The organism is Pantoea cypripedii (assembly GCF_011395035.1).
Classification (GTDB): domain Bacteria; phylum Pseudomonadota; class Gammaproteobacteria; order Enterobacterales; family Enterobacteriaceae; genus Pantoea; species Pantoea cypripedii_A.
In genome coordinates this window covers 3,188,069-3,208,936 of the sequence record NZ_CP024768.1, presented here as the reverse complement: position 1 = coordinate 3,208,936, position 20,868 = coordinate 3,188,069, and the positions used below count along the sequence as shown (strand labels likewise).

At 55.0% G+C, this 20,868-nt stretch carries 18 protein-coding genes; 13 read left to right on the top strand and 5 right to left on the bottom strand.

All coding sequences use genetic code 11. The features are described from left to right. The first annotated feature begins 11 nt into the window (after positions 1–11). The 7 genes from ispG (at position 12) to CUN67_RS14930 (ending at position 9,134) form a co-directional block, all read left to right on the top strand. On the top strand, positions 12–1,133 hold the full coding sequence (gene ispG / locus CUN67_RS14960; RefSeq protein WP_084876307.1) for a flavodoxin-dependent (E)-4-hydroxy-3-methylbut-2-enyl-diphosphate synthase: 1,122 nt from the start codon (positions 12–14) through the stop codon (positions 1,131–1,133). 106 nt (positions 1,134–1,239) lie between these two features. Continuing rightward, complete coding sequence (gene hisS, locus CUN67_RS14955) at positions 1,240–2,514, top strand: histidine--tRNA ligase (RefSeq protein WP_208716076.1); 1,275 nt, start codon at positions 1,240–1,242, stop codon at positions 2,512–2,514. A gap of 39 nt (positions 2,515–2,553) precedes the next feature. Then, positions 2,554–3,171, top strand: a complete 618-nt coding sequence (locus tag CUN67_RS14950; RefSeq protein ID WP_208716075.1) for a YfgM family protein — start codon at positions 2,554–2,556, stop codon at positions 3,169–3,171. 19 nt (positions 3,172–3,190) lie between these two features. After that, positions 3,191–4,372, top strand: coding sequence for an outer membrane protein assembly factor BamB (bamB, locus tag CUN67_RS14945; protein WP_208716074.1), 1,182 nt, complete (start codon positions 3,191–3,193; stop codon positions 4,370–4,372). A gap of 157 nt (positions 4,373–4,529) precedes the next feature. Then, positions 4,530–6,020 carry a ribosome biogenesis GTPase Der gene (der, locus tag CUN67_RS14940; protein ID WP_208716073.1) on the top strand — a complete coding sequence of 497 codons (1,491 nt, stop codon included), beginning with the start codon at positions 4,530–4,532 and terminating at the stop codon, positions 6,018–6,020. 52 nt (positions 6,021–6,072) lie between these two features. Next, positions 6,073–6,309, top strand: a complete 237-nt coding sequence (locus CUN67_RS14935) for a zinc ribbon domain-containing protein (protein ID WP_208716072.1) — start codon at positions 6,073–6,075, stop codon at positions 6,307–6,309. Between the two features lie 395 nt (positions 6,310–6,704). Continuing rightward, positions 6,705–9,134, top strand: coding sequence for a glucose/quinate/shikimate family membrane-bound PQQ-dependent dehydrogenase (locus CUN67_RS14930; RefSeq protein WP_208716071.1), 2,430 nt, complete (start codon positions 6,705–6,707; stop codon positions 9,132–9,134). Between the two features lie 70 nt (positions 9,135–9,204). On the opposite strand, the gene CUN67_RS14925 is transcribed toward CUN67_RS14930, so the two are convergent. The 3 genes from CUN67_RS14925 to xseA are packed head-to-tail and all read right to left on the bottom strand — an operon-like array spanning position 9,205 to position 11,983. After that, entirely contained in the window at positions 9,205–9,540 is a 336-nt protein-coding gene (locus CUN67_RS14925; RefSeq protein ID WP_208716070.1) for a protealysin inhibitor emfourin, read from the bottom strand. Next, a complete protein-coding gene (locus tag CUN67_RS14920) occupies positions 9,537–10,550 on the bottom strand; it encodes a M4 family metallopeptidase (RefSeq protein ID WP_208716069.1) in 1,014 nt (337 codons plus the stop codon). The genes CUN67_RS14925 and CUN67_RS14920 overlap by 4 nt, the downstream gene beginning before the upstream one ends. Positions 10,551–10,609: 59 nt before the next feature. Continuing rightward, on the bottom strand, positions 10,610–11,983 hold the full coding sequence (xseA, locus tag CUN67_RS14915) for an exodeoxyribonuclease VII large subunit (RefSeq protein WP_208716068.1): 1,374 nt from the start codon (positions 11,981–11,983) through the stop codon (positions 10,610–10,612). 170 nt (positions 11,984–12,153) lie between these two features. Here xseA and guaB point away from each other — a divergent pair, with 170 nt between their 5' ends. Then, positions 12,154–13,620: an IMP dehydrogenase gene (guaB, locus tag CUN67_RS14910; RefSeq protein WP_208716067.1), complete on the top strand. Its 1,467-nt coding sequence runs from the start codon at positions 12,154–12,156 to the stop codon at positions 13,618–13,620. Between the two features lie 71 nt (positions 13,621–13,691). Further along, on the top strand, positions 13,692–15,272 hold the full coding sequence (guaA, locus tag CUN67_RS14905; protein WP_208716066.1) for a glutamine-hydrolyzing GMP synthase: 1,581 nt from the start codon (positions 13,692–13,694) through the stop codon (positions 15,270–15,272). 52 nt (positions 15,273–15,324) lie between these two features. Here the strand turns inward: guaA and CUN67_RS14900 are convergent, their stop codons facing one another. Then, entirely contained in the window at positions 15,325–16,437 is a 1,113-nt protein-coding gene (locus tag CUN67_RS14900) for an NADH:flavin oxidoreductase (protein WP_208716065.1), read from the bottom strand. Positions 16,438–16,549: 112 nt separating this feature from the next. On the opposite strand from CUN67_RS14900, the gene CUN67_RS14895 reads away from it, so the two are divergent. After that, a complete protein-coding gene (locus CUN67_RS14895; RefSeq protein ID WP_217621296.1) occupies positions 16,550–17,122 on the top strand; it encodes a TetR/AcrR family transcriptional regulator in 573 nt (190 codons plus the stop codon). Here CUN67_RS14895 and CUN67_RS14890 read toward each other — a convergent pair. Next, positions 17,119–18,033, bottom strand: a complete 915-nt coding sequence (locus tag CUN67_RS14890; RefSeq protein WP_208716064.1) for a DMT family transporter — start codon at positions 18,031–18,033, stop codon at positions 17,119–17,121. The two genes, CUN67_RS14895 and CUN67_RS14890, sit on opposite strands and share 4 nt — an antisense overlap. 124 nt (positions 18,034–18,157) lie before the next feature. Between CUN67_RS14890 and gcvA the strand changes: the two genes are divergently transcribed. The 3 genes from gcvA (at position 18,158) to CUN67_RS14875 (ending at position 20,861) form a co-directional block, all read left to right on the top strand. Next, positions 18,158–19,057: a transcriptional regulator GcvA gene (gene gcvA / locus CUN67_RS14885; protein WP_208716063.1), complete on the top strand. Its 900-nt coding sequence runs from the start codon at positions 18,158–18,160 to the stop codon at positions 19,055–19,057. 161 nt (positions 19,058–19,218) lie between these two features. Beyond that, positions 19,219–19,923, top strand: a complete 705-nt coding sequence (locus CUN67_RS14880) for a class I SAM-dependent methyltransferase (protein ID WP_208716062.1) — start codon at positions 19,219–19,221, stop codon at positions 19,921–19,923. Between the two features lie 11 nt (positions 19,924–19,934). Next, positions 19,935–20,861, top strand: a complete 927-nt coding sequence (locus CUN67_RS14875) for a fatty acid desaturase family protein (protein WP_208716061.1) — start codon at positions 19,935–19,937, stop codon at positions 20,859–20,861. The last annotated feature ends 7 nt before the right edge of the window (positions 20,862–20,868 follow it).

Genomic DNA, 20,868 nt, shown 5'->3' with positions numbered 1-20,868 from the left:
GGAGAGAGAATATGCATAACGAAGCACCCATTATCCGTCGCAAATCAACGCGGATTTACGTCGGCAAGGTGCCAGTCGGCGACGGTGCGCCTATTGCCGTTCAGTCGATGACCAACACCCGCACCACGGATGTTGCTGCCACAGTCAATCAGATCAAAGCGCTGGAGCGCGTGGGCGTTGATATCGTCCGTGTTTCAGTGCCGACTATGGACGCGGCTGAAGCTTTCAAACTGATTAAGCAACAGGTTAATGTGCCGCTGGTAGCGGATATTCACTTTGACTATCGCATCGCACTGAAAGTCGCTGAATATGGCGTGGATTGTCTGCGTATTAATCCAGGCAATATCGGCAATAACGAGCGTATCCGCCAGGTGGTGGATTGCGCGCGTCACTACAATATTCCGATCCGTATCGGTGTGAATGCCGGTTCGCTGGAAAAAGATTTGCAGGAAAAGTACGGTGAGCCCACGCCGCAGGCGCTGCTCGAATCTGCAATGCGCCATGTGGATCACCTCGATCGTCTCAACTTTGATCAATTCAAAGTCAGCGTCAAAGCCTCCGATGTCTTCCTTGCGGTTGAATCCTATCGTCTGCTGGCGAAAGCTATCGATCAACCTCTGCATCTCGGCATCACCGAGGCGGGTGGCGCGCGTGCGGGTGCAGTGAAATCCGCCATTGGTTTAGGCTTGCTGCTGTCGGAAGGTATCGGTGATACGCTGCGTATCTCGCTGGCTGCCGATCCGGTGGAGGAGGTCAAAGTCGGTTATGACATCCTCAAGTCTCTGCGTATCCGTTCCCGCGGCATCAACTTTATCGCCTGTCCGACCTGTTCACGTCAGGAGTTCGACGTGATTGGCACGGTAAACGCACTGGAAGAGCGCCTCGAAGATATCATCACGCCGATGGATGTCTCGATCATTGGTTGCGTAGTGAATGGACCCGGCGAAGCCACGGTCTCCACGCTGGGCGTCACCGGTGGCAACAAAAAGAGTGGTTTCTACGAAGATGGTGTACGTCAGCGTGACCGTCTGGATAACCAGGACATGATCGACCAGCTGGAAGCGCGTATCCGCGCTAAGGCGTCAATGCTGGACGAAAGCCGTCGCATCAACGTGCAGCAGCTGGAAAAATAAGGGAAGGTGCGCGCCTGTCGCGTGCCAGTTTGTGATTGAACCTGTGCGGTTTCATCCTCATAAGGTATGATGCCGGACAGGTTTTTTTGTCTTAAGAGATTTTAACGTGGCGAAGAATATTCAAGCGATTCGCGGGATGAACGATTACCTGCCTGCGGATACCGCGATCTGGCAACGTATCGAAGGCACGCTCAAGCAGGTGCTGGCCAGCTATGGTTACAGTGAAATCCGCCTGCCGATCGTTGAGCAGACCCCGTTGTTCAGCCGCGCGATTGGTGAAGTCACCGACGTGGTTGAAAAAGAGATGTACACCTTTGAGGATCGCAATGGCGAAAGCCTGACACTGCGTCCGGAAGGGACAGCAGGTTGCGTGCGCGCCGGTATTGAACACGGTTTACTGTATAACCAGGAGCAGCGCCTGTGGTACATGGGGCCGATGTTCCGCTACGAACGTCCGCAGAAAGGCCGTTATCGTCAGTTCCACCAGATGGGCGCAGAAGTTTTTGGCCTGCAGGGACCGGATGTTGACGCCGAGCTGATCATGATGACCGCACGCTGGTGGAAAGCGCTGGGTATTGCCGGGCACGTCCAGCTGGAGCTGAACTCCATCGGTTCGCTCGACGCGCGTGCCAACTACCGCGATGCGCTGGTTGCCTTCCTCGAACAGCATAAAGACGTGCTGGACGAAGACTGCAAACGCCGCATGTATACCAATCCGCTTCGCGTACTCGATAGCAAAAACCCGGATATTCAAAAGTTGCTGAATGATGCGCCGACGCTGGGTGACTTCCTTGATGAAGACTCCCGCGCGCACTTCAGCGGCTTGTGTGCGTTGCTGGATGATGCTGGCATCAGCTACACCATTAACCAACGCCTGGTGCGTGGTCTCGACTATTACAACCGTACCGTGTTTGAGTGGGTGACCAGTGCGCTGGGTTCCCAGGGCACCGTGTGCGGCGGCGGCCGTTACGATGGTCTGGTTGAACAGCTGGGAGGACGTGCGACACCGGCTGTCGGTTTTGCCATGGGTATGGAACGTCTGGTGCTGCTGGTGCAGGCAGTTAATCCGGAATTTGAACCGACGCGCATTGTTGATGTCTATGTTATCGCTTCGGGGCAGGGCGTACAGTCCGCTGCGATGCAACTGGCGGAAAAATTGCGTGATGCAGACCCACAGCTGAAGCTGATGACTAACTTCGGTGGTGGTAACTTCAAGAAGCAGTTTGCCCGTGCAGACAAGTGGGGCGCGCGCATTGCGCTGGTGCTGGGCGAAGATGAAGTGAAAACCGGCCAGGTGGTGATTAAAGACCTGCGTACCGGCGATCAGCAGACGCTGGCCCAGAGTGAAGCCAGTGCTACGTTGCGCACGTTGTTGCCGTAAGCGTAGCATCGCAACAGCCATTTTTAAGAGAGGGATTGCGTGGAAGTTTACAGCAACGAAAACGAACAGGTTGATGTACTGCGCCGCTTTTTTGCCAACAATGGCAAAGCACTGGCGGTAGGCGTTGTCATCGGTATCGCAGCACTTGGCGGCTGGCGTTTTTGGGCCAGCCATCAGGCCGGTAACGACAGAGCAGCCTCAGCGCAGTATCAGCAACTGACCAGCGCCATGCAGGCTGACAAGCCGCAAACGCTGGAAGCCGTTGCCAGTTTTGCCAGTGAAAACAACAACACCTATGGTGCGCTGGCCTCGCTGGATCTGGCTAAGCAGTATGTTGAAACCGATCAGCTGGACAAAGCTATCGCTCTGCTGCAGAGCGGGCTGAAAGATACCAAAGATGCCAACCTGCAGGCGGTGATTAACCTGCGTCTGGCACGCATTCAACTGCAACAAAATCAGGCCGATGCCGCACTTTCTACCCTCAACAATGTTAAGGGTGATGGCTGGACAGCTATCGTAGCGGACATTCGTGGTGAAGCACTGCTGAGCAAAGGCGATAAGCAGGGCGCGCGTGATGCCTGGAGCAAAGGTGCGGAGTCACAAGCTTCTCCGGCACTGAAGCAAATGCTGCAGATGAAGATGAATAACTTAAGTTAAGCCAGTCAAGAGAGCGCACATGGAATTACGTAAATACCTGCTGCCAGGGCTGATTTCAGTCACTCTGCTCAGCGGTTGCTCGCTGTTCAGCGGCGAAGAAGATGTAGTGAAAATGGCCCCGCTGCCGAAAGTAGAAAATCAGTTTACGCCGCAGACTGCGTGGAGCACATCCGTAGGTGATGGTGTGGGTGATTTCTACTCCAACCTGCATCCGGCCTGGCAGGATGGCACTGTCTACGCTGCTGACCGTTTTGGCGTGGTGAAAGCCCTCGATGCCAGCAACGGCAAAGAAAAATGGAAAGTGAACCTCTCTGAGAAGACCGGCTTCTTCTCGAAAAATATCTCAGCACTGCTGTCAGGTGGCGTCACCGTAAACGGCGATCGTGTCTACATCGGCAGTGAGCGTGGTCAGGTTTTTGCACTGAACACCAGCGATGGCAGCATCGCCTGGCAGACTAAAGTTGCCGGTGAAGCGTTATCTCGCCCGGTCGTCAGTGATGGTCTGGTACTGATTCATACCAGCAACGGTCAGTTGCAGGGGCTGGATCAGGCAAGTGGTGCCATCAAGTGGAGCGTTAACCTCGATATGCCAGCGCTGTCACTGCGTGGTGAATCGGCTCCGGCGGTTGCCTTTGGTGGTGCCATTGTTGGCGGCGACAACGGTCGCGTCAGCGCGGTGATCATGAACCAGGGGCAGCTGATTTGGCAGCAGCGTATTTCGCAGCCGAGCGGTGCCACTGAAATCGACCGTTTGAATGACGTCGATACGACGCCAGTCATCGTTAATGGCGTGGTTTACGCGCTGGCTTACAACGGCGATCTGACGGCGCTGGATCTGCGCTCTGGCCAGATCCTGTGGAAACGCGAAATTGGTGGTGTGAAAGATCTGATCGTTGATGCCGGTCGTATCTACCTGGTCGATCAGAATGACCGTGTTGATGCGCTGAACGCCGACGGTGGCGTGGCTATCTGGCGTCAGAGCGAGCTGCTGCACCGCAACCTGACTTCACCGGTGCTGTTCAATGGCTACCTGGTGGTCGGTGACAGCGAAGGTTATGTGCACTGGATCAACACGCTGGACGGCCGCTTTGTGGCGCAGCAGAAACTCGACAGTTCCGGCTTCCAGACCGAACCGGTCGTCGCGGGCGATAAGTTGCTGATCCAGTCGAAAGACGGTGAGGTTTACGCGATTACCCGTTAACGCAGCTGCAGCTTGAAGTATGAAGGGTAAACGGCTCCTGATTATTCAGGAGCCGTTTCGTTTTATGCTATTCTTAGCGCCTTCAGCCTGAAGCTGACGGAAAAACCGTTATAATCACGCCATTCGGGCGATTCTTTTTTAAACTGAGGCAAGTGTTATGGTACCTGTGGTCGCGCTGGTTGGGCGTCCCAATGTGGGGAAATCCACGCTGTTTAACCGCTTAACGCGCACTCGTGATGCGCTGGTGGCGGATTTTCCTGGACTGACTCGCGATCGCAAATATGGTCGCGCCGAAGTGGAAGGGCGCGAATTTATTGTTATCGATACCGGTGGTATTGATGGCACCGAAGAAGGTGTAGAAAACCGCATGGCGGAGCAGTCGCTGCTGGCGATTGAAGAGGCCGATGTGGTGCTGTTCCTGGTGGATGCTCGTGCGGGTGTGATGCCAGCTGACCAGCAGATCGCCAATCACCTGCGTTCACGTCAAAAAGCAACCTTCCTGGTGGCGAACAAGACCGACGGTCTCGATCCGGAAGCGGCGGTGCTGGATTTCTACGCTCTGGGTCTGGGTGAAATCCACGCGATTGCCGCGTCCCATGGCCGTGGCGTGACCTCGCTGCTGGAAACCGCGCTGTTGCCGTGGATGGATGTCGTTGCGCCGCAGGAAGTCAGCGAAGAAGACGAAAACGAAGCCTACTGGGCGGCGTTAGCGGCAGAAGAGAACGGCGAGGAGCTGCCAGAAGAGGAAGAGGAGGATTTCGATCCGACCACTCTACCGATCAAACTGGCGATTGTCGGACGTCCGAACGTAGGTAAGTCAACGCTTACTAACCGTATTCTCGGTGAAGACCGTGTCGTGGTTTACGACATGCCAGGCACCACGCGTGACAGTATCTACATCCCGATGGAGCGTGACGATCGTGAATATATTCTGATCGACACCGCCGGTGTGCGTAAGCGCGGCAAAATCACCGATACCGTTGAGAAGTTCTCGGTGATCAAAACGTTGCAGGCGATTGAAGATGCCAACGTGGTGATGCTGGTGATCGATGCACGTGAAGGCATTTCCGATCAGGATCTGTCGCTGCTGGGCTTTATCCTGAATAGTGGGCGCTCACTGGTGATTGTGGTGAACAAGTGGGATGGCCTGTCGCAGGAAGTGAGAGATGAAGTGAAGGAGACGCTGGATTTCCGTCTCGGCTTTATCGACTTCGCACGCGTACACTTTATTTCGGCACTGCATGGCAGTGGCGTAGGTAACCTGTTTGAATCGGTTACCGAAGCCTACGATTGTTCCACCAAACGTGTGAACACCTCGATGCTGACGCGCATCATGAATATGGCTGCCGATGACCATCAGCCACCGCTGGTGCGTGGCCGTCGCGTGAAGCTGAAGTATGCGCATGCCGGTGGTTACAACCCGCCGATTGTGGTGATTCACGGTAACCAGGTGAAAGACCTGCCGGATTCCTACAAGCGTTATCTGATGAACTACTTCCGTCGTTCGCTGAACGTGATGGGTACGCCGATTCGTATTCAGTTCAAAGAAGGCGATAACCCGTTTGCGGGTAAACGTAACCTGCTGACGCCAACTCAGCAGCGCAAACGTAAGCGTCTGATGTCGCACCTGAAAAAGAACAAGAAATAAGATGATGAGGGCCACAATGGCCCTCATTTTTTTTGTGTGCCTGGAGAAGAAGATGAACGCTCATTGTCCTGACTGCCAGCAAGCGCTGACTCATGTGGCCGAAGGTTTTGATTGCCCCCATTGCGGCAGACATTTTGATCAGATCGCCATCTGCCCGGATTGCCATCAACCTTTGCAGGTGCTGAAAGCCTGTGGTGCGGTGGATTATTTTTGCCAGCACGGCGATGGGTTGATCTCAAAAAAACGAGTGGAATTTATACCGGATATTACCAACGGTTCCGTATCGTAGCGGCGCGATTTATCGCGCGGGGTTGATGTTTTCGTGCCATCAATGCGCGAAACATCGGGCTGCTACAAAAATCTCACCCTCCCTGCGTCATAAGTTTTAATAACTTACGACTGGATTTGTAGCAAAAATGCTATTGCGCAGTAACTCCTGCGTTATGGATGTTCACTTCTTAATGTACCAGGTGGTACAATCCTGCCGCCTTGTGGTGATCTCAATAGCGTTTCGCTGTGTCCTTCCTCACAAGCACTGCATCACGGGCATCGCACCCGTACCAATGGTTCTAAAATAAAGACGTTAACGAAACGATTCCTGCCACAGGCGCGGCAGGGGATCTGCGACCGGGCAATATGCTATGTCCGGCGCCAGCGCTTTATTTTTTCAGGAGAGTTTGTGTTATGGCAGAAAATTCCGCTCGCCCCTGTAAAGGGTTGAGCATCTGGTCTGTGTTATTAGGGCTGGTCCTGTTGGCCGTCGGCCTGTTCTTCGCCATCGGTGGTGGCAAGCTGGTCTCCCTTGGCGGCAGCTGGTACTTCCTGATTGCCGGTATCGTTATGTTACTGTCGGCGATTCAATTCTTCCGTCGTAAGTCTTCAGCTGTCACGCTGTTCATTCTGGTCTTCGCCGGTACGCTGATTTGGGCGCTGGTGGATGCGGGCTGGGTGTTCTGGCCGCTGGTTTCACGTCTGATGGTGCCTGCGGGCTTGATGCTGCTGGCGTTCCTGACCTGGCCTGCACTGCGTAAGGCTGAGGGCAAAAGCTCCCTGGCGAAAGTCTCGTATACGCTGTCTGCGGTGATTGTCGTCGGTATGGTGGCAACCTTTGTTCAGATGTTCCAGCCGCACCCGACTGTTGCCTTTGAAGGCACGCAGCTGCCGCTGATTCCGGTGGATAAAGCGAAACAGCAGAAAAACTGGGAAAACTACGGCAACACCCCTGGCGGTGACCGCTTCGTGGCGCTGGATCAGATCACCCGTGACAACGTGAAAGACCTGCAAGTGGCCTGGACGTTCCACACCGGTGATACCCCAATCAGCCCTGGCGGAAACGGTGCTGAAGATCAGGAAACGCCGTTGCAGGTTGGCAACACCCTGTTCCTGTGTACCCCGCACAACAACGTGATCGCTGTTGCGGCCGACACCGGTAAGCAGATCTGGAAACGTGAAATTAACGCCCAGTCTCAGGTGTGGAACCGTTGCCGTGGCCTGGCGTACTTTGATGCGACCAAGCCGCTGACTCAGCCGACTCAGCCTGGCTCCACGCCGGTGACTCCTGTCACTCTGGCGGCCGGTGATACCTGTCAGCGTCGTATTCTGATGAACACCATCGATGCGCGTCTGATCGCTATCAACGCCGACAACGGTGAGTTCTGTGAAGATTTCGGTGACCACGGTGTGGTGGATCTGAAAGAAGGCCTTGGCAAAGCGCCAGACCCGCAATACCAGCTGACTTCGGCACCTGCAATGGCAGGCACCACGGTGGTAGTGGGCGGTCGTGTAGCGGATAACGTACAGACCGACATGCCTGGCGGCGTGCTGCGTGGCTTCGACGTCATCACCGGTAAAATGCGTTGGGCGTTTGACCCAGGCAACGTGGACCCGAATGCGGTGCTGATGCCGGGCAAAGACTACACCCGTAGTACCCCGAACTCCTGGGCACCGATGTCCTACGATCCGGCGATGAACACCGTGTTCCTGCCGATGGGTAGCCCGTCTGTTGACCTGTGGGGTGCGAACCGTACCCGTCTGGATCACAAATACGGCGCGGCTGTCCTGGCGCTGGATGCCACCACCGGTAAAGAGAAGTGGGTTTACCAGACCGTGCATAACGATCTGTGGGACTTCGACTTGCCAATGCAGCCGAGCCTGGTTGACTTCCCGATGAAGGATGGCACCACCAAACCTGCGGTCGTTATCGGTGCGAAAACCGGCATGATTTGGGTGCTGGATCGCCTGACTGGCAAGCCTTTGACCAAGGTTGAAGAGCTGCCGATGCCACAGGGTCATATCCCGAACGAGCAGTACACCAAAACCCAGCCGCATTCGGTAGAAATGCCGAACATTGGCAACCAGACCCTGAAAGAGTCTGACATGTGGGGGGCAACGCCGTTCGACCAGTTGATCTGCCGTATCAGCTTCAAATCCATGCGTTACAACGGTCTGTTCACCGTGCCGGATACCGACGTCTCACTCAGCTTCCCGGGTTCTCTGGGTGGTATGAACTGGGGCAGCATCTCGTTTGACCCGAACAACCAGTACATGTTCGTCAACGATATGCGTCTGGGCCTGTGGGTGCAGATGATTCCGCAGGATACCACCAAAGCGGCAGCCAGCAACGGCGGTGAATCAGTCAACACCGGTATGGGTGCGGTACCGCTGAAAGGCACGCCTTACGCTGTTAACAAAAACCGCTTCATGTCTCCGCTGGGTATTCCGTGCCAGGCTCCGCCGTTCGGTACCATGTCCGCGATTGATATGAAGACCCGTAAAATTGTCTGGCAGGTACCGGTAGGTACGGTGCAGGATACCGGTCCGTTCGGTATTAAAATGCACGCACAGATGCCAATTGGTATGCCGACACTGGGTGGTTCGCTGGCAACGCAGGGTGGCCTGGTATTCTTCGCCGGTACTCAGGATTACTACCTGCGTGCGTTCGACAGCTCAACCGGTAAAGAAGTGTGGAAAGCCCGTCTGCCAGTGGGTAGCCAGGGTGGCCCAATCAGCTACGTGTCGCCGAAGACGGGCAAACAGTACATCCTGATCTCTGCAGGTGGTGCTCGTCAGTCTCCGGACCGTGGTGATTACGTTATCGCCTACGCCTTGCCGTAACGATGATGTTCCCGGCCAGTCTCTGCTGGCCGGATGCGAAGAAAAAGGACCGGCATCGCCGGTCCTTTTTTTATGTCTGCTCGCCTTCACGCCACAGCGCTTCCAGCTCGGGTGGGGCAACCTGTTCCGGAATCAAAATCACCACTGTCCCGCTTTGCTGGTGGGTGGCGTAGCTGACCTGGATGCGAAAATAGCGTTGATCGCCACGGCCCATGTTGGCAGCCTGATCTTCCGGCTCGCCCAGCGGCATGGCCTGTTCCAGCACCGCACATATCCGTTGTTTTTGCGGTGTGGGCAATTGCGCCAGCGCAAAACGTCGTTCGGTGTGCAAACGCGGGATAAAGGCCAGTCCACCTTCACGCGCCAGCTCGATAATCGCATCATCGGTGAGTTCGGGGATATTCACGTCACACCTACCTGTTGCCACGCGCTCTGGATCGCATCCGCTACCGAACGGTTAAAACGTTTGGCGCCGTGCTGCACGGTAAAGCGGGCAAAGGTGCTGAAATCCGCATTCTGAGGCAGGGTTTTATCGCATAAGCTGTCATACCATGCCTGACCCGCCAGCTCCCAGGCGAAGCCGCCCAGCGACGTTGCCGCGAGATAAAATGCGCGGTTAGGAATGCCGGAATTGAGGTGCACGCCACCGTTGTCGTCACGGGTGTCGATGTAGTGCGCCATATCGGCGGGTTGCGGATCTTTGCCCAACATCGGATCGTCGTATGCGGTGCCAGGGGCCGACATAGAACGCAAGCCACGCCCGTTGATGCCTTTAGCCAGCAACCCTTCACCAATGATCCAGTCCGCCTGATCGGCGGTTTGCTGCTGATGAAATTGCTTCACCAGCGAACCAAACACATCCGACATCGACTCATTAAGTGCGCCAGACTGGGCAAAATAAACCAGCCCGGCTTCGCTTTCTGTCACCCCGTGGGTCAGTTCATGCGCGACCACATCAATGGCGATGGTGAAACGATTGAAAATCTCCCCATCACCGTCGCCGAACACCATTTGCTGGCCGTTCCAGAAGGCATTCTGATACTCCTTGCCGTAATGAACGGAGCCCTCCAGCTTCAATCCTTTGTTATCCAGCGAGTTGCGTTTATAGGCCTGCCAGTAGAAATCGTAGGTGACGCCGAGATAGTCCCAGGCTTCCTCTGCGGCGACATCGCCATTGCCGGGTTGGCCTTCCTGGCGAATCAGCGTACCGGGTAGATTCTGAGTATGTTCGGCATCGTAAATGGCGCGTACCACCTGGCCAGGGGGCGCGCTGCTGGAGGGGGCGGCGCTGCGTGCATGCTCAGTCATCAGATGCTGAACATGGGTGAGGGTGCGGCGTGCGTAATCCTGCTGTGGGCCGGAGCCGTGAGCAATAATATTGCGCAGGATATAGGGTGGAATCACACTATAGGGCATATCAGGCTTCCTGGCAGATGTATGTGCCAGAAAGTATAGATCGAATGTCGCGGCGCGATTCAGGTACGGGATTTACGTCCGGTGGATTTTTGCGGGGTCAGTGCGGTCACTTCACTCTCCACCCAGCCATCATCCAGCCGGGTACGTAATAAGTCGCCTTTGCTCAGCTGCTGCATTTTCTTCACCACATGACCCTGGGTATCGGTGGTCACGCTAAAACCGCGTGCCAGCGTTGCCAGTGGGCTTACGGCTTCCAGTTGTGCTGCCAGGGTGCCAAAGCGCTGGCGATTGTGGTTGAGCTGTCGCTCCATCCCCTGCTGCAAACGGTAATGCCACTGCTGAAGCTGTTGCTGGGCGCGCAGGATGCGGGGCTGCGGTTGCTGCGTGTTCAGTCGCTGCACCAGGCGATCCTGCTGGCGGCTGGCACTACGCAGGTGCAGGTCCATTGCCTCAGTCAATCGCTGTTTCAGTTGCAGCAGAGCGGTGCTCTGGCGCGCCAGGCGTAGCTGGGGATGTTGTTGCTGCAAACGGTGCTGCATACGGGTAAAGCGACGCTGCTGCTGCGCCAGATAGTAATCCATCGCCATTTCCAGCCGCTGCTGCTGCGATTGCAGACGGCGAACTAACTCCAGCTGATTACGGCTGACCAGTTCGGCGGCAGCGGACGGGGTCGGTGCGCGCAGGTCGGCGACAAAATCGGCGATGGTGACATCGGTTTCATGCCCGACAGCGCTGACAATCGGCAGGCGGCTGGCGAAAATCGCCCGTGCTACGCGTTCGTCGTTAAAACTCCACAAATCTTCCAGTGAACCGCCGCCACGGCCCACAATCAGCACATCACACTCATCACGCAGGTTCGCCAGCTCGATAGCACGCACAATCGCCGCTGGGGCATCCACACCCTGTACCGCAGTGGGATAAATCACCACCGGCAGCGAAGGATCGCGACGATGCAGAACGCGCAGCACATCATGCAGCGCTGCGCCGGTGGCGGAGGTGATCACCCCGACCTGGCGCGCCGGATCCGGCAGCGGTTGCTTGAATTGCTGATCAAATAAACCTTCCGCCGCCAGCCGGGTTTTCAGCTGCTCAAACTGCTGCTGCAGCAAGCCTTCACCCGCTGGGTGCATGCTTTCGATAATCAGCTGATAGTCGCCGCGTGGTTCATACAACGTGATGCTGGCACGTACCAGCACCTGTTGGCCATGCTGCGGGCGAAACGCCACCCGGCGATTGCTGTTACGGAACATGGCGCAGCGTACCTGAGCACCATCATCCTTCAGGGTGAAGTACCAGTGGCCGGAAGCGGGTTGGGTAAAATTGGAGATTTCCGCGCTGAGCCACACCAGACCCATTTCATTTTCCAGCAGTTGACGCACCGTGGTATTCAGGCGGCTAACGGTAAAAATATTGGCGGTTGGCGGTAGCGACATGTGATGGAGATCAAATAGTAAATCAGAGGGTTAATTAACCGATACTACATGGCTGGTACAGAGGATCAAGACTTTTTCTGAAAAAACACTGGAGGCAACCGATTTCGGCCTGTATAATGCCGCGGCAATATTTTATCTGTTCTCATTCACCCCCAGGTTGAGATATTGCCATGCTACGAATCGCTAAAGAAGCACTCACATTTGACGACGTTCTGCTCGTTCCTGCTCATTCTACCGTTCTGCCTAACACGGCCGATCTCAGCACCCAACTGACGAAAAACATTCGTCTGAACATCCCCATGCTCTCCGCTGCCATGGACACCGTGACCGAAGCGGGTCTGGCCATCGCGCTGGCACAGGAAGGTGGTCTGGGCTTTATTCACAAAAACATGTCAATTGAGCGCCAGGCGGATGAAGTTCGCAAGGTGAAAAAACATGAAAGCGGCGTGGTCACCGAACCGCAGACCGTGCTGCCAACCACTGCCCTGGCGGAAGTGAAAGAGCTGACCGAGCGTAACGGCTTTGCCGGTTACCCGGTGGTGAATGCCGACAACGAACTGGTCGGTATCATTACCGGCCGTGACGTGCGTTTCGTTACCGACCTGACCCTGCCGGTTTCTGCGGTGATGACCCCGAAAGAGCGTCTGGTGACGGTGAAAGAGGGTGAAGCCCGTGACGTCGTGCTGCAAAAAATGCACGAAAAACGCGTTGAGAAAGCGCTGGTGGTGGACGACAGCTTCCATCTGCTGGGCATGATCACCGTAAAAGATTTCCAGAAAGCCGAACGTAAACCGAATGCCTGTAAAGATGCGCAGGGTCGCCTGCGTGTAGGTGCTGCGGTGGGTGCGGGCGCAGGCAACGAAGAGCGCGTAGATGCGCTGGTTGCAGCGGGCGTTGACGTTCTGCTGATCGACTCCTCACACGGCCACTCTGAAGGCGTGTTGCAGCGTATTCGTGAAACCCGTGCGAAATACCCGGACCTCGAAATCATCGGCGGCAACGTAGCGACCGGTGCAGGTGCTCTGGCGCTGGCGCAAGCCGGTGTGAGCGCGGTGAAAGTGGGTATCGGCCCTGGCTCCATCTGTACCACCCGTATCGTGACTGGCGTCGGTGTTCCGCAGATCACTGCCGTTTCTGACGCGGTAGAAGCGCTGGAAGGCACGGGTATTCCGGTCATCGCCGATGGCGGTATCCGCTTCTCTGGCGACATCGCCAAAGCCATCGCCGCCGGTGCGGCAGCGGTCATGGTCGGTTCTATGCTGGCCGGTACCGAAGAATCTCCGGGTGAAATCGAGCTGTATCAGGGCCGTTCATTCAAATCATACCGTGGTATGGGTTCCCTGGGCGCGATGTCCAAAGGTTCTTCCGACCGTTACTTCCAGAGCGATAACGCGGCTGACAAACTGGTGCCGGAAGGTATCGAAGGTCGCGTTGCCTACAAAGGCCGCCTGAAAGAGATCGTGCACCAGCAGATGGGCGGCCTGCGCTCCTGTATGGGTCTGACCGGTTGCCCGACCATTGATGATCTGCGCACCAAAGCAGAGTTTGTTCGCATCAGCGGCGCGGGCATCTCGGAAAGCCACGTGCACGATGTGACCATCACTAAAGAGTCGCCGAACTACCGCATGGGTTCATAATCCCGTAAGATTTACCGCCCGGCTCCAGCCGGGCGAATTTATTATTAAGTCCATCCCATGGAAACGCCGCAATGACGACTGAAAATATTCATAAACATCGCATTTTGATCCTCGATTTTGGTTCTCAGTATACGCAACTGGTCGCGCGCCGCGTGCGTGAGCTGGGCGTTTACTGCGAACTCTGGGCGTGGGATGTCACCGAAGAGCAAATTCGTCAGTTCAACCCGAACGGCATCATTCTTTCTGGTGGCCCGGAAAGCACCACTGAGCTGAACAGCCCACGTGCGCCGGAATATGTCTTCAACGCGGGTGTACCGGTACTGGGCGTGTGCTATGGCATGCAGACCATGGCGATGCAGCTGGGTGGCAAAGTTGAAGGCTCCACTGAGCGCGAGTTTGGTTATGCACAGGTTGAAGTGACGACCTCAAGCGCGCTGGTTCGTGATATCGAAGATGCCATCAGCGACGCAGGTAAACCGCTGCTGGATGTCTGGATGAGCCACGGCGATAAAGTGACGGCGATCCCGGCAGATTTCGTTACCGTTGCCAGTACCGAGACCTGTCCGTTTGCCATCATGGCGAACGAAGAGAAGCGTTTCTACGGCGTGCAGTTCCACCCGGAAGTGACCCATACCCGTCAGGGGCTGCGCATGCTGGAGCGCTTTGTGCGCGATATCTGCGGCTGTGAAGCGCTGTGGACCGCAGCCAAAATCATCGAAGACGCGGTTGAGCGTATTCGTGAGCAGGTAGGTCAGGACAAAGTTATCCTGGGTCTGTCTGGTGGTGTCGATTCTTCCGTCACTGCGATGCTGCTGCATCGCGCGATTGGTGACCGTCTGACCTGCGTATTCGTCGATAACGGCCTGCTGCGCCTGAACGAAGCGGACCAGGTGCTGGAGATGTTTGGTGACCACTTCGGCCTGAACATTGTCCACGTTGCGGCGGAAGCGCGTTTCCTCGAAGCGCTGGCGGGTGAGAACGATCCGGAAGCCAAACGTAAGATCATCGGTCGCGTGTTTGTGGAAGTCTTCGACGAAGAAGCCAGCAAACTGACCGACGTGAAATGGCTGGCACAGGGCACCATCTATCCGGACGTGATCGAATCAGCCGCTTCTGCCACCGGTAAAGCGCATGTCATCAAATCGCACCACAACGTGGGCGGTCTGCCGAAAGAGATGAAGCTGGGCCTGGTTGAGCCGCTGAAAGAGTTGTTCAAAGACGAAGTGCGCAAAATCGGTCTGGAACTCGGCCTGCCGTACGCCATGCTGTACCGTCACCCGTTCCCGGGTCCGGGTCTCGGCGTGCGTGTGCTGGGCGAAGTGAAAAAAGAGTATTGCGACCTGCTGCGTCGTGCTGATGCCATCTTTATCGAAGAACTGCACAAAGCTGACCTCTACAACAAAGTCAGCCAGGCGTTCACCGTGTTCCTGCCGGTGCGTTCTGTTGGTGTGATGGGCGATGGTCGTAAATATGATTGGGTGGTGTCACTGCGCGCAGTGGAAACCATCGACTTTATGACCGCGCACTGGGCGCATCTGCCGTATGACTTCCTTGGCCGCGTCTCCAACCGCATCATCAATGAAGTGAACGGCATCTCCCGCGTGGTTTACGATATTTCTGGCAAGCCGCCAGCGACGATTGAGTGGGAATGATTTCCCCTCAGCAATAGCAAAAATGAAGCCCGCATCGATTGCGGGCTTTTTTTTAATATAACGTCTTCAGCGCTTCAGTATTAAACCCCGCCAGCTGATCCAACTGCCCCTGGCGAATCTTTTCCAGCCATTGTGGATCCTGTAGCAACGGGCGGCCCACCATCATCAAATCGAACTCGCCATTTTCCAGCCTTTCCAGCAGTGGATCGAGCGGTGCGGTGGCGAAGCATTTACCCGCCAGCGAGGAAAAAACATCACCACTCAGCCCGGCAGCCCCCACGGCTATGCTGGTGACGCCGGTGAGTTTTTTCACCCACCCAGCCATATTCAGCGTCTTATCAACTTCAGGGAACGCGGCATCCCAGTAGTGGCGCTGAGAACAGTCAAAGGCATCCACTCCGGCATTCACCAGCGCATTCAGCCAGTCCGCCAAAATAGCGGGTGTTTCGGCGATGCGGGAATCAAACGCCTGGGCTTTCCACTGGGAAAAACGAAACAGTACAGGAAAGTCAGTACTGACCCGCTGACGGATCGCTTTAAGAACCTCAATCGCGAAGCGTGACCGCGCCAGCAGCGACTCTCCGCCCCAGCGATCCTGGCGCAGGTTAAGGTGGCCGAAGAAAAACTGGTTGATGAGATAGCTATGGCCGCCATGCAGTTCTATGCCATCAAAACCTAATCGTTCTGCGTCCACAGCGGCGTCGGTGAAGGCATCAATGGTGTCAGCAATATCCGCATCACTCATCGGCGAACTGATGCGTTCCCCGGTGATCGACAAACCGGAAGGGCCTTCAAAGCGGGCACCCGCTTGCCAGTCTGCATGGAAGATTGAACGTTTGGTACCAACATGCCACAGCTGCGGCATGATTTTCCCGCCTGCCGCATGCACCTCATCAACCACGTTTTTCCAGCCTGCCAGAGCGGCATCACCGTGGAAAACCGGCACATCAGGTTCATTAACGGACGCCGGACGATTGATCCCCGTGGCTTCGGTAATGATTAATCCGACACCAGCGGCGGCACGGCGTCGGTAATAAGCCGCCATTTCCGCGGTGGGGATACCCCCTGGAGAAAAAGAACGGGTCATGGGTGCCATCACTACCCGGTTGGGCAGACGCAGGTTTTTCAGCTGATAAGGGGAAAACATAAGGCTGGTGGAATGCATGATCTTCTCCGTGAGATATAAAAGCAATTTTGTTGCTTTTATAGATCTCCTCTCGCATAAAAGCAACTTTTTTGCTTTTATAGTGGCAGCAGCAACAATGATGACAGGAAGCATGATGAGTGAGAAACAGGTCAATACACGTTCGGCACCGCGTCCGGGTGGGCGTGCAGCGCGTATTCAGGCGGCAGTTTATGCTGCGGTAGCGCGGCTGCGGGCAGAGAAGGGGGAGGAAAGTTTGAGTGTGCATGCCATTGCGCAGGAGGCTGACGTCAATCCCACCACCATTTATCGGCGCTGGGGATCGCTGAGCCAGTTGCTCTCCGATATTGCGCTGCAAAAGCTGTTACCGGATTCGGAACCCGAGGATACCGGCAATATGCACGAAGATTTCAGCCGCTGGCTGGAAGAGTATGTTGATGAGCTGGCGACAGAAACCGGGCGGAAATTGCTCAGTGAAATTGCCGCTGCGGAGAGTGATGAATACCGTGTGCGTTGCCAGCAACGTCACTATGAACAAATTGAGGCTATCCGCCAGCGTGCCATACAACGTGGCGAAAGGCCCCCTGAGACGATGCAGGTAATGGATGAGCTGATAGCGCCTATTGTTTACCGCATTCTTTTTTCGCAGACGCTACCTGATTTCGCCTGGGCTTCCGCGCTGCTGGTTAAGTTACTGAGGATTTAGGGGCGTATCCTTTTAGCGACGTCAGCAGCCACCTTTCCTGGCGTCACAATCATCCACACTGCCAGACACACAATCACTGCGCCGATAACAAACCCACCGGAAAGCGTCTCACCCAGCACCAGATAGCCCCATAGCACGCCAAAGGGCGGGATCAGGAAAGTGACGGTGAGGGAGCGCAACGGGCCGATATCGGCGATTAACCGGAAATAAAGGATGTAAGCGAAGGCAGTGCAAATCAGCCCGACCGCAATGACGCTGGCCCAGACGGCGGGCTGATGCCAGTTAACCTCTGGCCCGCTGGCAACGGAGAAAGCAAAGAACGGTAGCAGAAACAGGCTGGCCCCAATCTGGCTGCCAAATGCCACGATTTTCGGATCGAGGCCGCCGCGATCGGAGATCCAGCGACGCGTCAGGAATCCGGCGACGCCGTAGCAGCCGGTTGCCACCAGGCAGGCAACAACACCTGCCAGCATGCTGCTGGTTGAATGGGCTTCTCCCATGGTGGTGATGACGACAATGCCTGCCAGTCCCAGCACCACGCCGCCCCATTTACGTGGCGTCAGTTTTTCGCTGAAGAAGACAAAGCCGATGATGGCGCCCATCAGCGGGGTGGTGGCATTGAGGATGGCGGAATAGCCAGCCGGTAACCCTTTCGCCGCCAGACAATACATAAAAAACGGCAGGCCGGAGTTAATCACGCCGAGTGCCAGCGATGCGCGAAATTTCCCGGCGAATTGCCATGATGAACCTGTCACGAAAAGTATCGCCACCAGCCCGGCAAAGCCGAAGAAGACGCGCAGGAAAGCGGTGTTGATGGCACCGAACTGCGGGGCAGCGATGCGGATAAACAGGAAGCTGGCTCCCCAAATTGCCGCGAGCAGCATCAGCCTGACATAATCTGCGAGGCGCATATCAACATTCCCTCTGGTTAGCTAAACTTAATCGTCAGATTAACTGTGAGCCTGATTGACTCATCATTCAAACCAGGATTTCTTCCCGAATTAAGTTTTTCTAACTTATGGTCATAAGGTATCGATGAAACTTCCGCCGCTCCATGCGCTGATGTGTTTTGAGTCTGCCGCAAGGCATCTCAGCATGAAAAAAGCTGCCGGGGAGTTATGTGTCACACCCAGCGCTGTCAGCCAGCAGATTACCAAACTTGAGGAGACGGTTAATGTCCGGCTTTTTATCCGCAGCCCGCGTCATCTCGAATTGACCACCGAAGGGCGTATCTATCTGCGCGCCATACGGCCTGCTTTCAGTCAGATTGCGGAAGCGACTCAGCGGCTAATGGATGAAGGCAAACCCAATAAAATTACCGTCAGCTGCACCAGTGGCTTTGCTATCCAGTGGCTGCTGCCGCGATTACCGGCGTTTGAAAAGGATAATCCAGGTGTTGAAGTTCAGATCAGCACCACCAACCGCAAGGTCGATTTACTTGCCGAAGGGGTCGATTTTGCGGTGCGGCATGGTGCGGGTGACTATCCGGGGCTGGAATCGCACTGTTTGCTCAATGACCGGCTGCGTCCGGTATGCAGCCCGCGCCTGCTTTCTGCACAAGAAACCTTGCTGACGCCGCTGGATATCACCCGTTTTACCCTGTTGCATGATGAGCACCGCCTGGACTGGGGGCTGTGGTTTCGTGCTGTGGGCATCAACGATGCGGAAACCCATAAAGGGCCGGTATTTGTCGATTCGAATGGCGTGATTGAAGCGGCACTGGCAGGGAAAGGAATGGCACTTGTCCGACGTTCATTGGTCAGGGACGAACTTGAGCACGGCACGCTGGTTAATCCACTGCGGGTCGAAGTCGAATCTCCCATCGCTTATTACCTGGTCTACGATGAATCTGCGGTGTTGCAACGCCTGAGCCGACGCTTCCGTGATTGGCTGATCGCCGCGGCAGCGGCAGACAAGAACGAATATCCGGCCTGAACCTCTCGCCCCCAATCCGCAGAATTATCCGCAAAACAGCTGGCTATTTACCCCACGGTGCATCAGAGCGAAACGTTAAGATAACGAAAATGTGTTTCTGTTCCCGTGCCTGTCAGCTGTGGTTCAGAACAAAACGATGGGTAAGGTCTGAGGAGAAGGGTGTGAACAGTTCAGTGATTGATTTTTTGTCCGGCTATGGTAATGGAATCAATGAAGTAAAGTTAAAAGACCTTCTCACTCTGAAAAATATCTGCTCAGACGATGAGCAAATTTCCACGCTGTTCCCACCGGTGGAGATTGGCAGCATTACGCTGGTTGATCAGATTGTCCTGCTTAGCCTGCTGAAAATCACCCAGCCTGAAAAGGTACTGGAAGTCGGCACTTATCTGGGCTATTCCACCACGCTGTTGGCGCTGAATAGCGATGCCACAATCTTCTCTCTCGATTTGCCTACAGACGCCTGCCTGGAAACGCAGTTTGATAGCGATAAAATTCTCACCGATGGTGATGTGAATGATGATTTCCTACGCCACACCCAATCGATTGAAGGGGCGGTGTATCTGAAGAACTTAACCGCAGAACAGCGGGGGCGCGTCAATCTGATTAAAAAGGACTCGACTCAGGTTAATTTTCAGCAGGCATTTGGTGAGCTGGATTATGTCTTTGTCGATGGCGGACATGCCTACGACATTATTAAAAGCGATACCGAAAACGCTTTGCAGGCGGTGCGCAAAGGCGTGGTGATTTGGCATGATTATGCTTCAGGTATTCACAGTGATGTGACGCAATATCTGAATTCCCGTGATGACCTGAAAATATTTCACGTGAAAAACTCGTTGTGTGCCTTTGCCTTTACTGGCTGTTGAGCGGGGATCAGATGCGCATTACCGAGGTTATCGACAAACATGTGTTAAGAGAGTTATCCGCAATCAATAACCGGGTTGCCTCGCTGCATCTTGCCCTGCGTCTGGGGATCGAGTTATTGCTGATTTATATGTTGTACAAAACACAGCATCATATTTTGTTGCTGGTGTTAACCATTTTGCTGCTCGGTTTTGTGCACAGCTTCTGGGGCTATGCGGGTTACGCCCATGAACTGTTTCATAAGCGAGTATTTTCGGTGAAGTGGGCTAATCAGCTGCTGTTTCGCTTTTCAGCTGCCGTGACATTTAATAATCGGGCATTTTTTGAAGCGAGCCATATGCGTCATCACAGTAAAACCTTCAGCGATGACGATGATGAAGGGCACAGCTTCCAGAACTGGAGTGTCGCGAATATTATTCGTTACGCCCTGTTCGATTATACCTTTATGTGGCGCAAGGTGACTTACACCATTAAAAATGCCTGCGGTATTATCCCCGCCTCGTTTGCGACCATTAAAGTTAATATCCAGCGAGCCGCTATTGAAGTTCTGGTTATTAATGGGCTGGTCTATCTGGCGGTGTATTTCGCCACTCACAGTGGATGGGTGGTACTGGCTTATTTTGTTGCACAGTTTTCCTGCCAGTTGCCCAATCGTATGCTGGCTCAGGCACAGCATCTGGGGCTTGAGGAGCAGAAGGAGAGCGGGCCGTTAGGTCACTCCCGCACGATAACGTTGCCGGTATGGCTGGCATTTCTCTATGCCAATATGAATTACCATTGTGAACATCACATTATGCCGTCAATTCCTTATTATCATTTGCCTGAGCTGAATCAGCGCCTAAAAGCGGCCGGTGTGACGTTTGAAGAGGTTGGCGTAGGTTATTTCTTTACCACCTTCTGGCAGGAAGTTGGACGCAAACAGCAGAAGCTCGCGCTGTAGACAGCTT